This window comes from Alkaliphilus sp. B6464 (assembly GCF_018141165.1).
GTDB lineage: Bacteria > Bacillota > Clostridia > Peptostreptococcales > Natronincolaceae > Alkaliphilus_B.
In genome coordinates, this window is the sequence record NZ_CP058557.1 from 2,664,652 (window position 1) to 2,677,522 (window position 12,871).

14 protein-coding genes are annotated in these 12,871 nt (G+C 31.7%); 3 read left to right on the plus strand and 11 right to left on the minus strand.

The features are described 5' to 3' along the window. Positions 1 to 738: 738 nt before the first annotated feature. The gene (locus HYG84_RS13440; RefSeq protein ID WP_212378041.1) at positions 739 to 2,358 is read left to right on the plus strand and encodes a glycosyl hydrolase family 18 protein; all 1,620 of its coding nucleotides are present in this window, start codon (positions 739 to 741) and stop codon (positions 2,356 to 2,358) included. Positions 2,359 to 2,442: 84 nt separating this feature from the next. Here the strand turns inward: HYG84_RS13440 and HYG84_RS13445 are convergent, their stop codons facing one another. The 7 genes from HYG84_RS13445 to HYG84_RS13475 all read right to left on the minus strand — a co-directional run bounded on the left by HYG84_RS13445 (position 2,443) and on the right by HYG84_RS13475 (position 8,448). Next, positions 2,443 to 3,591, minus strand: a complete 1,149-nt coding sequence (locus HYG84_RS13445) for an NAD(P)/FAD-dependent oxidoreductase (protein WP_212378043.1) — start codon at positions 3,589 to 3,591, stop codon at positions 2,443 to 2,445. Continuing rightward, a complete protein-coding gene (locus HYG84_RS13450) occupies positions 3,584 to 3,871 on the minus strand; it encodes a (2Fe-2S)-binding protein (RefSeq protein WP_212378046.1) in 288 nt (95 codons plus the stop codon). Before HYG84_RS13450 ends, HYG84_RS13445 begins: the two co-directional genes overlap by 8 nt. 1 nt (position 3,872) lies before the next feature. Then, complete coding sequence (locus HYG84_RS13455; protein ID WP_212378048.1) at positions 3,873 to 4,361, minus strand: 4Fe-4S binding protein; 489 nt, start codon at positions 4,359 to 4,361, stop codon at positions 3,873 to 3,875. A 21-nt stretch (positions 4,362 to 4,382) separates the two neighbouring features. Then, entirely contained in the window at positions 4,383 to 5,483 is a 1,101-nt protein-coding gene (locus HYG84_RS13460; RefSeq protein WP_212378050.1) for an NAD(P)/FAD-dependent oxidoreductase, read from the minus strand. Beyond that, a complete protein-coding gene (locus tag HYG84_RS13465; RefSeq protein WP_212378052.1) occupies positions 5,480 to 5,785 on the minus strand; it encodes a (2Fe-2S)-binding protein in 306 nt (101 codons plus the stop codon). Before HYG84_RS13465 ends, HYG84_RS13460 begins: the two co-directional genes overlap by 4 nt. A 973-nt stretch (positions 5,786 to 6,758) precedes the next feature. Then, entirely contained in the window at positions 6,759 to 7,385 is a 627-nt protein-coding gene (locus HYG84_RS13470) for a type 1 glutamine amidotransferase family protein (RefSeq protein ID WP_212378054.1), read from the minus strand. A gap of 100 nt (positions 7,386 to 7,485) precedes the next feature. After that, entirely contained in the window at positions 7,486 to 8,448 is a 963-nt protein-coding gene (locus tag HYG84_RS13475) for a helix-turn-helix transcriptional regulator (RefSeq protein WP_212378056.1), read from the minus strand. A gap of 286 nt (positions 8,449 to 8,734) precedes the next feature. On the opposite strand from HYG84_RS13475, the gene HYG84_RS20410 reads away from it, so the two are divergent. Both HYG84_RS20410 and HYG84_RS20415 read left to right on the plus strand, forming a co-directional pair. Further along, positions 8,735 to 9,151 (plus strand): transposase, encoded by a 417-nt coding sequence (locus tag HYG84_RS20410; protein WP_249168633.1) that lies wholly within the window; start codon positions 8,735 to 8,737, stop codon positions 9,149 to 9,151. Further along, positions 9,135 to 9,695, plus strand: coding sequence for a transposase (locus HYG84_RS20415; RefSeq protein ID WP_249168634.1), 561 nt, complete (start codon positions 9,135 to 9,137; stop codon positions 9,693 to 9,695). The genes HYG84_RS20410 and HYG84_RS20415 overlap by 17 nt, the downstream gene beginning before the upstream one ends. A 241-nt stretch (positions 9,696 to 9,936) precedes the next feature. Here the strand turns inward: HYG84_RS20415 and HYG84_RS13485 are convergent, their stop codons facing one another. From HYG84_RS13485 to spoVS, 4 genes are all read right to left on the minus strand, one after another. Further along, positions 9,937 to 11,130 carry a pyridoxal phosphate-dependent aminotransferase gene (locus tag HYG84_RS13485; protein ID WP_330655473.1) on the minus strand — a complete coding sequence of 398 codons (1,194 nt, stop codon included), beginning with the start codon at positions 11,128 to 11,130 and terminating at the stop codon, positions 9,937 to 9,939. A gap of 92 nt (positions 11,131 to 11,222) precedes the next feature. Continuing rightward, positions 11,223 to 11,612 (minus strand): PadR family transcriptional regulator, encoded by a 390-nt coding sequence (locus tag HYG84_RS13490; protein WP_249168635.1) that lies wholly within the window; start codon positions 11,610 to 11,612, stop codon positions 11,223 to 11,225. Positions 11,613 to 11,656: 44 nt separating this feature from the next. Beyond that, a complete protein-coding gene (locus HYG84_RS13495) occupies positions 11,657 to 12,475 on the minus strand; it encodes a PHP domain-containing protein (RefSeq protein WP_212378058.1) in 819 nt (272 codons plus the stop codon). Between the two features lie 111 nt (positions 12,476 to 12,586). Beyond that, positions 12,587 to 12,847 (minus strand): stage V sporulation protein S, encoded by a 261-nt coding sequence (spoVS, locus tag HYG84_RS13500; protein ID WP_212378060.1) that lies wholly within the window; start codon positions 12,845 to 12,847, stop codon positions 12,587 to 12,589. Positions 12,848 to 12,871: the final 24 nt, after the last annotated feature.

The following is a 12,871-nucleotide window of genomic DNA, read 5'->3' on the forward strand; positions in this document are numbered from 1 at the left end:
GCAATAACATTGGTGTCATAGTTGCAAGAAGAGTAGTATCATTATACAACAAGGGTATAATGGAATTAATAGTTATATTTTTTACAATTTATACTATTCCCTAAATATACATTTAAAGAATAGTTATTTTTCTAATTATAAGCCACTTCTTCTAACGTGTCTAGTCAATAATTTCATAAAATAACTATTTTTATACTTACTCTATAATAGTGTAATTTATAAAACCGATATAATTAATTTATTCATTTATATAAATACTTTAGTTAAAACTAACGACTATAATTTATTATTTACAATGTATATAAAAAATTATTTATATATAGCTAAAGTCTTTGATTTCTAATTATTAAATTTATATATTAAATATTGATTATTTCAGATTGTATTCTACAAATTAATTCTATAAGTCAAACAAATAAATATATTATAAAGATTGTCGATTTATCATTTCGTATAATTCGATAATTTTTATTTATTAATACTTTTTTATTTGACAATATGCAACAATAAATGATTTTATCTATTGATAATAATTATCATATGGTTATTTCCCGTACAAAATCATATAAAGATTAATCTATTATCCCCTCTTATTTCTATGTAATAGTTTTCACATATGATATATAACGTATATACCATATGATGGGCCTAAATCCAGTATTTATTGGATTGTTGCAATTGCTGAATTCTGCTAAACTCATATATAAAGATATAAACTACATATGAGGAGTTATAATAATGAATAAAAAAATATTAAATGTTTTCTTGATTCTTTCAATTATAGTAACACTATCTACTACTAGTAATCTATTTGTTGAAGGTACAAATCGTGTTAATATGGGATACCTTTATTTCGGGGATCCAAAAGACTATGTGAATATTATTAAAAGTACAAATAACAGTGTTAATATTATTTCTCCTAGCTATTTTGATATCGATGAAAATGGGTCATTAAAAGTTACCTCTAAGCTAGAAGTGTCATTTATCGAAGAAATGCACAAAGAAGGAAAAAAAGTAGTACCTTTTTTAAGTAATCATTGGAGTCGTGATATTGGACAAAAAGCTTTAATTAATAAAGAAGAGCTTGTTAATGATATTGTTAAAGCAATAGATAAGTATAATTTAGATGGCATTAATGTAAATATCGAAAATTTATCCCATACTGATAAGGATAATCATACTGCCTTTATTAAGCTGTTAAGAGAGAAACTTCCTAAGGAAAAGCAAATTTCTGTTGCTGTTGCAGCTAACCCTAAGAATCTAAAAATAGGATGGCACGGTTCTTACGATTATAAGAACTTAGCGACATACTCAGATTATTTAATGTTGATGGCATATGACGAGAGCTGGGAAGGTAGTAATTCAGGTCCAGTTGCAAGTATTGGATTTGTGGAGCAATCAATACAACAAATACTTTCTGAAGGTGTTAGTAAGGATAAGGTAGTACTAGGTATCCCCTTCTATGGCCGTATATGGAAATCGGATGGTACGTTTAACGGAAGAGGCGTTTCAAATAATCAAATTGAAAATTTAATTAAGAAGTACAATGGAAAGGTAATCTTTGATACGAAGAACCAGTCTCCTAAAGGAACTATTAGCATTCCAAAGGGTGAACAAATTACAGTTGGATATAATACTACATTAAATGAAGGTAACTACACAATATGGTTTGAAAACGAAAGATCTATTAAAGAAAAACTTAAATTAGTCCAAAAATATGATCTTAAGGGTACAGGGAGCTGGAGTATTGGTCAAGAATCAAGAAATACATGGGATTATTTTGATTTGTGGTTAAATAGTAAATATTTTATAGATACTCAAAATCATTGGTCAGAACAACATATTTTTTCAATGGTTAACAAAGGTTGGATGATGGGTACTTCCGCTAATCAATTTTCTCCAGACAAATCATTAACTAGAGCAGAAGCAGCTACTATTATAGTTAGAGCTCTTGATTTAAGACTAGAAACAGAAAACAATAGCATCTCTACATCTTATAAGGATGTTCCTAAATCACATTGGGCTAAGGAGTACATTGATATTATAAGTTACCACGAGTTAATGACAGGTGTCTCAAGTGACGATTTTCAACCTGATAAACCTTTAACACGAGAACAAATGGCAGCTATTCTAACTAGGATATTTGAAAAAGAAGATAATAGCAGTAGTGAAAAGTTAGGTATACCTTATCAATATAAAGATGTGAACCCACAACTTTGGTCTTATAAGTATATAGTATTTGCAAGCGAACGAGGCCTTTTTAGTGGGTATGAGGATGGAACATTTAAACCCATAAAGCAAATTAGTAGAGCAGAGATGGCTACATTAATGGATAGATTATCAAATCAATTAAATTAAATATAAATAAATACACAATAGAGGATAGGTTAAAACCTATCCTCTATTGTGTATTTATTAAGTATAACTATATTAATTATTAAATTATACTACTGAAGGTTCAAAAATTAATTCACCTTTCTTAAATCTGTTCAGATGCAATGATTCAATATTAATTGTATTTTTCTCACCTAATATATTCTCTGCTATTAACAATCCAGTAGCTGGGGCAAACATAAATCCATGGCCACTATATCCTATGGCCAGATAGAAACCTTCTATTTCATCGACTGATCCATAAATCGGTTGTCGGTCAGGTGTCATATTATATAGTCCAGCCCACTGTCTTATTACTCTTATATCTTTTAATGGTGGTAAAACCTTCGTCATTCTTTTAGCCATTTCCTCTAGAAAATGCCAGCCAGATGTAATTCTTAAATCTCTAGGTTCCTTATCATCACCCCTACCCATAATGACACCACCATGAGGCACTTGTTGACAATAAAGATTTAATGAAAAAGACATAATCATTGGATCAAGAAATGGTTCTACTGGTTCGGTTACTAGAATCTGATGTCGTTCCGAATATACAGGTAAATCTAATCCAACCATATTTCCTATTTGCTTTGAGTATCCACCAGCTGCATTTACTACTATATTTGTAGATATAAATCCATTATTTGTGTGTACCCCTTTAATTTTATCAGCCTCTACCTCTATTCCAGTCACTTCTGTAAAGGTATATATTTGTACACCTAATTTTTTTGCAGCATCGGCATATGCCTGCGTTGTGTGAAAAGGATTAAGATGTCCATCTTTTTGATGAAAAGTAGCACTAATTAATCCTTCGGTGTTTAATGAAGGAACTATTTGTTTTGCATCATCTAGACTTAAAAGCTTAGAATCTATCCCCAGACTATTCTGTAGCTGTATATTTTTTTTGAATTGATTATGTTCTTTTTCTGTACTTGATAATATTAAATACCCACCTTGCTTAAACTCTAAGTTACCTTTATATTGTAGTTCCTCTTCAGCATTTTCAAAAAACTCACAGGATAATTTAGAAATTTTACAATTCATCTCAGTGCCCCATTGTTGTCTAATACCGGCGCCACATCTTCCGGTTGCACCACTTGCTAAATAATTTTTTTCTAAAATAATAATATTATTAACACCTTTTTTAGCTAAATTATATGCAATCGAACAACCAGAAATTCCACCGCCTATAATGACTATATCAGCTGTCTTAATCAATCCTATCACCGCCTAAAGCATATTCTGCTATTGCACCTAACTTAATAGCTTTAGCAGGAGGTCTGTATGTGCCTTGAACTAATTCAGATATAGGCTTACCTGTTATAATAGAAATTTCTGTTAATATAAGTTGATTGCATGTTCTACCCTGACAGGGCCCCATACCGGCTCTGCTAATACGCTTTATTTCATCGAAGGAAGTATAACCTTCCTGAATTAATCTTCTTATTTCGGATAAAGTTAAATCTGAACAACGACATATAATAGTATTATCCTTCATCCTAATCCCCCATCCTAATATTTCTAATAATCTTAGCAAACTCTTTTTTTACTACTATAGAAATAATTGGTGTTCTATCTAAAAATTTTGTATTTAAAACATTTTCAACTCTAACATCACACACATAGCTACCCTCTCTATCTAATCCCATTACTATATCTCGTTTATTAGGTAGAGGTAAAAATTCGTAAGGAATTTTTATTAATGCTTCAGTATCACTAAATACCATGTCTAAAACCATAATAGCAAGTCCAGGACATTTACTTATACATAGACCACATCCATTACATTCTTGATGATCAATGTTAGGCAAGTCATTTATATCTTTGAATGGCTTTATTGCACTTCTACTACAGGCAGTATAACAAGGATTACATGGTATATTTTGAAAACATTCTATAATTGCAACTGGTCCCTTATTAAGTCTTTCATCACTTGGGAATACTTTATTTAGGTCTTCTATACTTGGTACTCCTGTTTGAGATAACATAAGTAACACCCCTTGTAATTATTATTTTAAAGCCGTAGTTTCTACATTTATTAATAGCTGTGAAAGTCCTTTCCTTATTTTTGCACCAGTAGGTCCGGACCTGAGAGAATTTAACTGCTTCATATAATCTAGTCTTTTATTTTCCATATTTTTAGAAAAATAACCTAAGGCAAAGGATGTTGAAATGCCAGCTAAGTATCCTTCCACCATAGCACTACTAGCTTCTTCTATACCTCCAATATCACCAGCTACATAGATACCATCTACTGTAGTTTTTAAGTTCTCATTTCTTAATGGTACAAAGCCACCTAATTCGTTGAGAAATTTCATTTGACAACCTGCCTGCCAAAGTAGCTCTGATAAAGGTGAAAGCCCAATGGCAATGCACATAACATCAATATCAATTTCAACCTCTGTACCAGGTATCTGCTTCCAATCACTATCGAGTTTACATATTGTTGCTCCAACTAAATAATCATCGCCAAAAGCTTCTTTTATTGTATGTTGAGTATAGATCGGGATACCTAATCTTCTTACCTTAGATGCATGTACTAAATATCCACCAATATTAGGAGATGCTTCAACAATGCCAACTACCTTTATACCTGCTTGCATCAGCTGATAACTTACAATTAGACCTATATTACCAGAACCAACCATTAATACCTTATTTCCTGGTTTAATCCCATAGACATTCATTAACGTTTGCACCGCACCTGCTCCATATATACCAGGAAGGTCATTATTAGGAAAAGCTAAGGTTTTTTCGCTAGCGCCAGTTGAAACAATTATAGATTTTGGTTTAATTTTTAAGTATTTATCATTCTCTTCCAATGTAACAATACCATCCTCATATATACCTAGTACAGTTGTGTCAAGTTTAACAATAATATTATCAAAGTTTTTAAGTTTATCTAATAGAATATTAGTTATATCAATTCCACGATCAGAAGCATATTGTTTTTCTGAACCAAAAAACATATGTGTCTGTTTTACAAGTTGTCCCCCAAGCGATCTATCTCTCTCGACTAGCATCACATTTGCTCCAGATTCTGCAGCGCTAATGGCAGCACACATACCAGCTGGACCACCACCGATAATTAATACCTCAACCTCCTTCATACTAGTTCTCCTCTCCCCTCTTGAGTATTAATTACCATCCCATCTTTTAATGGCTCAACACATACTCTAATACTTGGTTTACCATTAACCTTCATTAGGCAAGATGAGCAGTTTCCTATTGCACAGAAAAATCCCCTTGCTCTATGATTTTCATGGCTGCGACTAAGGGTTTTTATGCCTGCAGCATGCAGAGCTGCAGCAATAGTTTCTCCTTCATATCCTTCTAAATGGAGTCCATTATAAGTAAAACTAATTAAAGCACCTCTTTTTAAAGTTAGTATAGGGTGTTCTTGAATTCTCATTTTTAGCACCTCCATTATTATCTTGATATGTTAATGAAATTTATTATATATTGTTCAGGTGTAGATTTAACTGCACCCGAACTTAAATTCAGAAAATTAAAAATATTTTACTTAATATATACTACATTCACTACAATATTCCTTTACTAAAACTAATTTTTTTGAAAAATTTAATCGATTAAATATGTGTATTAGTGATTACTTGTCTACTGATTTATACATATGCAGTAAACAAAATATTAAGTACATTTGTTTTTTAATGTAATATAAATAATTTTGAAAAAAACCCATTGCAAATACAATGAGTTTTTTTCAAAATTATTATTTTTTTCTAACAGGGGTATAGGCATCAAAACGGGCAAATTATACTCTAAGGATTTATAGATCATGAAGTTCTTAATTTTTATACTCTAAATGGTGTCCAATGGGCAAAGTAGCCAAAATATGATGATGATCATAAGTAGTCAAAACAAAAAGGCTATCACCTTGTTAGTGCGCCTTTTACGAAGAATATGACACATGGTTTAATAGAAATAATACTTATCTTCCATAGTGAATTAAATATTTTTTTCCTTAATGGCTTTCGATATTTTTTCTATCAACAATTTAAGTTCTCGTGATTGGTAGTGAGTATTTGCATTGCTAATAATATAATAGAATTTTTCTTGATATTACTTGATTTATAGTCGTTTTTTGTTCCTGTTGGTGTGAATAAGAGAAATGTTGGCTCTACACCTTATAGCGTTCTTTTAACCTTTGAAGAAGCATAGATATATTTGGTTCATAAGCTCAGAGTAGTATTAACTTCTTTCCATAAAAAAACTCCATGACTTATATTTATTCTATATCAATCATGGAAGTTTACATAAATTTTGAAACAGACTCACTTGAAAGTCTATAATAATCTCCAACTCTGCATTTGGCTTTATACTTTTATATTTATATAAATAATTTTGATTCACTCAATTTTCTACTATTGAATCGAGCTCATCAACTCAAAGAAATATTTTGTATCCTGAGTTTTATAAAGATTGTACCAAGAATCTAAGGTTTGTGGTGAAAACACCTCTAGAATTTTCAATATGTGAAAAGTAAATTCAAGAGGAGCTATTCCAGAGGCAGTAATCAAACTTCTATCAGTTACTGCGTATTCTTGCTTATAATATTTTTCTCCTGCATAGCTTGGACAGACCATTTTAAGATATCCCAGGTCATTGCTTGTATGAGCTCGCTTATTTAATACCCCTTCCATAGCAAGTCCTATTGTAGCACCACAAATTGCACCTACAACAATACCTTTCTCTAAACATTCTTCAGCCATTCTTATAATGGGAGCATGAATTGCTTCTGTCCATGTATTCCCACCAGGTAGAATCAACGCAACTGTCTCTTCAATACTACACTCCTTAAGTTCAATTTCTGGCAATATTTCTAGACCTCCCATTGTAGTAATAGGGTTCTTGTTAATTCCTACAGTTACTATTTTTAGAGGCATTAATCCCTTTTTGTAGTACCTTCCCGAATTGATTTCAGTACTTAAATAACCTATTTCCCAGTCTGCCATTGTATCAAATACATAAAGATATACTTTGTTTTTCATTTTCTATTCCTCCACTTTCATTTTATTAGTACTATTTATCACAGGATGGTTTCAAGCTCCATCTTAATCAATTATATATTATCTTTACTGACAAATTCAGTCAGTGGAGATAATAGTCCAGCAAATCTTTAAGAATTGATGCCATAGCAGCTTTAAAACTATTTGGTTCAAGCACCTTTATTGCTTTACCATATGGAAGTAGAATATGAGGAACATAGGTATGGATTGAGTATTCATCCATTAAAAAAATCGTTCTGCATTCAGTTCGTTTTATCAGATGATATCCTAAAAACCAATGTGCACTTAGGTCATTCAATGCTTCTGACTTGCCCTCAATTACTAAAGTGCAAAGTCCTACTTTACTTTCTATATTCGATAATAAGCTTTCTGTAAAAAACTCACGTGCCGAAAAAGCTTCAGGACGCTTAAACGTATTTTTAGTGCTTATAATACTTATTATTCTATCTACCCTAAAGTTACGAATTTCATTCCTAAGATGGCAAAATGCAATAGCGTACCATTTATTGTTCCAGTAAAGCATCCCATAGGGGTCAACAAGCCTATGCTTGGGACGCCCTTCATAACCTGTACAGTATTCAATTTCCATAGAGCATTCATTTGCAACAGCTTGCTCGAGTTCCATTAATATAGGTTTGACAGCTGGATCGCAAATACGGCTCACTACTTCAAATCCAACTAAATGACGATTGAGAACTTTTTCTTGTTCTTGATTCGAAAACATCTTTAACTTTGATGTTGCATTATTTAGTGATTCCATAAAAGGATATCCTGATTCCATTGCAAAAACAGCAGCATGCAAAAGTGATTTTTTCTCTTCAAGATCAAAAAACAGGGGTGCTCGGATAAAATTGTTAAGCAAACTATATCCGCCGTTATGACCAGGCTCCGATATTATTGGCACTCCACTAACACACAGTGCATCCATATAACGATAAACTGATCGTATGTTTATTTCTAACCTTTCGGATATTTGCTTTGCAGTTATTTTTGTACCTGAATTCAGCATCCATAAAATTGCTAGCATATTATCATTTTTTGGCATAATGCACCCCCTAATCTGGTTAACAATTAAATTTTATTGTTTAGAAATATAATATCATTAAATATTGTTTTTAAAAACTTATAACATTTCTTATTATTAAATCAACTGTGACGCATTTTTTTACCAATCCAAATTAACTTTCAAATAAATTGTACCACTATATTCCATAAAATTACTACTTTTTAATGGGAACTTCAACACTACTTAGATTACTTATCTCTTCTATTACCTTGTATAAAGTTGGCTTAGAAATACTAAACATAAAGATGATGAAAAAGATATAATCATGGCTACATTGATTGCAATGGGTACAAATATTGGACTTAGTAAAATGGCTGATTCTACAGATGGAATAACTTACTATCAAATGGCTGATACTGCACAGTGGAGGTTATATGATGATGCCTTAATTAGAGCACAATCCACTCTAGTTAACTTTTTACATAAATTATCATTACCTTATTGTTGGGGGGATGGTAGCACATCATCCAGTGATGGTATGCGTGTACAAATTGGTGTATCATCACTTCATGCTGAGCACAATCCTAACTATGGATATGGGAAGGGAGCAACTGTATACCGTTTTATTAGTGACCAGTATTCTGCATTTTATTCAAAAGTAATTAACACTAATACCAGGGATGCTGTTCATGTTATTGATGGGTTACTGAATAAAGATTATCCGAGTGAAATTAAATACTAAGATTATTAAAGATAACTATGATGATGTTTTAAAACTTGCTCACTCTATCAGGGACGGAAAGGTATCAGCTTCTCTGATTATGGGCAAAATTGGTTCATACTCACGGCAAAATAGTTCAGCTTTAGCGCTCAAGGAAATGGGCCGTATTGAAAAAACTATTTTTATCCTTGATTACATTTCTAATGAGGAATTACGTAGAAGGATTCAAAAAGGATTAAATAAAGGAGAAGCTGCTAACGCTTTGGCAAGAGCTATATTTTTTGCCAAACGAGGAGAATTTCATGAAAGAGATTTGCAGAATCAGATGCAACGTGCAAGCGTGCTTAATATATTGATGAATGCAATAACTGTCTGGAATACTGTTTATTTAAGCAAGGCTATTGAACACCTTAGAGAAAAAAATCAGCTTATTAATGAAGAATTGTTAAGCTATGTTTCACCATTGAATTGGGAACATATAAACCTATATGGTTATTATAGTTTTGATAAGAAAAGTATCACCACTCTTGATAGTTTAAGACCTTTAAATATAAAATATGAATAATAAAATAATCACTTCATAAATCAAAAGAGCAGGCCTTAACGTATAGAAAATAAGGATTTCTTATTTTTATAATCCTTAGCGTATAATTTCCGCGTTTTTCTGCCTGCTCCCCTAACATAAAAAGATATTCAATCCTTACTTATTTAAGCCACAAAGCCTTTTAAGGTTAATATTTTTAAAGCATTACATGACAGGACACCTATACCCTAATGGTAAAAGCTTCTATTATAGTCGTTATAAACTAGCTATTTAAAATACTATCAATTCTATTAAGTCCTTCTTTAATATTTTCAAGTGAATTTGCATAGGAAAGACGAATAAATTCGTCAGTACCAAAAGCAACACCTGGCACAACAGCAACATTTGCATGTTCAAGTAATAACTCCGATAAGTCCATAGAACTATTAATAACAATACCTTTAATAGTAGTGCCAATTAGTTGCTTTATATTCATCATAACATAGAAAGCACCTTTAGGAGTAATACATGATAAACCTTTAATCTCATTTATTCTTTGTACCATATATTTTCTTCTCTCATCAAATGCGATTCTCATTTCTTCCACAGATGATTGATCTCCAGTTAATCCTTCAATACTAGCATGCTGAGCAATAGTATTAGGATTGGATGTAGCATGACTTTGCATATTACCCATGGCCTTAGCTATAGTTGCATGGCTTGCAGTATATCCGATTCTCCATCCGGTCATAGCATAACCTTTAGACATGCCATTAACTACAATTGTTAGATCTTTTATTTGATCATTTAGAGAAGCGATACTAATATGTTTTTCACCTTCATAGGTTAGTTTTTCATATATTTCGTCAGCTACAATAAAAATATTGTGTTCAATGGCAATTTTTGCAATTTCTTCTAATTCAGATTTTGTATAAACTGAACCTGTTGGATTAGACGGACTGTTTAGTATAATAGCTTTTGTTTTAGGTGTTATAGCTTTTAGAAGATCATCTATTTTAATTTTAAACTCATTTTCCTCTGTACAGTTCACAAATACAGGGTTAGCATCTGCCATTTTAACCATATCTGGATAGCTTACCCAGTAAGGTACTGGTATAATTACTTCGTCTCCAGGATTACATATAGCTTGAAAAATATTATATAAGGAATGCTTTGCTCCATTGGATACAACTATGTTTTCAGGTTTATATTCTAAATTGTTTTCAGTCTTTAATTTAGCGCATATTGCTTGTTTAAGTTGAGGTAGTCCTGAAGCAGGAGTATATGTAGTAAAGCCTTTTCTAATTGCTTCTATAGCAGCATCTTTGATGTTTTGTGGTGTGGTAAAATCTGGTTCTCCTACCCCAAAACTTATTACATTAATTCCATCTGCTTTCATTTGTTTTGCTTTCGCATCAATTGAAAGTGTTATTGATGGCAAAACATTTTGTGCTTTTCTTGAAAGTGCTATGTTCATCGACATTCCCTCCATAGATTTATTAAATATTAATGTAAATTTAAAACTCTATTTTACATCATAATCATTGTAACAAATTTATCAAAACAATTCTATATATATCCATATATATCTTTAAGTGTATTTTGAATTATTGTTAGCGAATCATCAATAGCTGGCTTATAGAGCAGTTTAGTTTTTTTATAATTATCTAAACCATCATCTGTGATTCTATAATGTCTAATAGATCGTTTGTCAGGTTCTTCCCACCATCCTTTGATATAATTATTACTTTCTAGCTCTCTTAATAGAGGATAAATCATACCAGGACTTGGCTCCCATTTATAATTCATTCTTTTTTTAATTTCATCTATTAACTCATTTCCATAATAGCTTCTCTCAATAAGTAAATGAAGAATATATAATTTAACAAATTGAGTTGTACTAATTTTAGACGGGAATTGCCGATTTCGTTCGCCTTTATATGCAGCTATTTTAATCACCCCTTTAATAATTAAATAAAATCAGTTTGAAGTTTTTAATAAAGTTATTCTAATAGTTTCTGAATGTCTCTGAATGGAATTTTAATACTACCCAAATCACCATGATGGCCATTGTTATGAGGTGGATAGTGAAAGTCAGATCCAGCTGTTATAAGGAGATTATGCTTTTTAGCTAGTTCTAAATACTTTAAAGATTTATCTATCGTATGGTCAGAATGATATACTTCAATTCCTTCAATACCTATTTCGATTAGATATTCTAAAGTAGTTATAGATTTTAACAAACCAGGATGAGCGGCAACCGATATCCCCCCTGCACTTCTTATAATATCAATTGCATCTATAGGTGTCAATTTTTGTTTTGGCACATATGCTGGAGACTCTTTACCTAGATATTTTTTGAAAGCTTCTTCATTATTCTCCACATAGCCTTTTTTAATTAAAGCTCGTGCAATATGAGGACGCCCAATAGCTCCTTGTCCTGCAATTTGTGTTATACCTTCATAGCTAATTTCAAGACCTAGGCTTATTAATTTATCAACAATTTTGAGTGCGCGCATATTTCTATCGACCTGTAAGCTTTGTAGTATTTTTAGTAAATTTTCATTCTTATAATTAATCCTATAGCCTAATATATGGATCTCTTCATTATTATACTCAGTGCTTAGTTCAATACCTGGTATTATAATAAAATCTTTGTAGTAACTTGCATGTTGCATTGCTTCTTCAATTCCACCAATAGTATCATGATCTGTTATTGCAATACCAGACAATCCTTTTTCTAGAGCATATTCGACTAATCTGCTAGGTGAATATAGTCCATCAGAGGCTGTAGAATGAGTATGCATATCTATAAAATTCATAATAATATTCTCCTTTTATTATTAAACGCATATAACAATTATATCCAAAATTTTAAATTAATATAAAAAGACCTGCTAGCAAGCAGATCTTTTGTATTAATCCCATAAATGTTATCTTGGCTCTACAATTAATTTAATTGCAGTTCGCTCCTCACCGTCTATTTCAATATCAGTAAAAGCAGGGATACAGATTAAATCTAATCCACTAGGAGCTACGAATCCTCGTGCGATTGCCACTGCTTTAACTGCTTGATTTAGAGCACCTGCGCCGATAGCTTGAATTTCAGCTGATCCTCGTTCTCTAAGAACTCCGGCTAAGGCTCCAGCCACAGAATTTGGATTTGATTTTGCTGATACTTTTAATACTTCCATCCTATTAAATCCCCCTTATAATAT

Excerpts from the sequence above, each read along its gene's own strand:
- HYG84_RS13440 (WP_212378041.1), top strand. The coding sequence starts at position 739 with ATGAATAAAAAAATATTAAATGTTTTCTTGATTCTTTCAATTATAGTA.
- HYG84_RS13450 (WP_212378046.1), bottom strand. The coding sequence starts at position 3,871 with ATGAAGGATAATACTATTATATGTCGTTGTTCAGATTTAACTTTATCC.
- HYG84_RS13455 (WP_212378048.1), bottom strand. The coding sequence starts at position 4,361 with ATGTTATCTCAAACAGGAGTACCAAGTATAGAAGACCTAAATAAAGTA.
- HYG84_RS13460 (WP_212378050.1), bottom strand. The coding sequence starts at position 5,483 with ATGAAGGAGGTTGAGGTATTAATTATCGGTGGTGGTCCAGCTGGTATG.
- HYG84_RS13465 (WP_212378052.1), bottom strand. The coding sequence starts at position 5,785 with ATGAGAATTCAAGAACACCCTATACTAACTTTAAAAAGAGGTGCTTTA.
- HYG84_RS13470 (WP_212378054.1), bottom strand. The coding sequence starts at position 7,385 with ATGAAAAACAAAGTATATCTTTATGTATTTGATACAATGGCAGACTGG.
- HYG84_RS13475 (WP_212378056.1), bottom strand. The coding sequence starts at position 8,448 with ATGCCAAAAAATGATAATATGCTAGCAATTTTATGGATGCTGAATTCA.
- HYG84_RS20410 (WP_249168633.1), top strand. The coding sequence starts at position 8,735 with ATGGCTACATTGATTGCAATGGGTACAAATATTGGACTTAGTAAAATG.
- HYG84_RS13485 (WP_330655473.1), bottom strand. The coding sequence starts at position 11,130 with ATGAACATAGCACTTTCAAGAAAAGCACAAAATGTTTTGCCATCAATA.
- HYG84_RS13495 (WP_212378058.1), bottom strand. The coding sequence starts at position 12,475 with ATGAATTTTATAGATATGCATACTCATTCTACAGCCTCTGATGGACTA.
- spoVS (WP_212378060.1), bottom strand. The coding sequence starts at position 12,847 with ATGGAAGTATTAAAAGTATCAGCAAAATCAAATCCAAATTCTGTGGCT.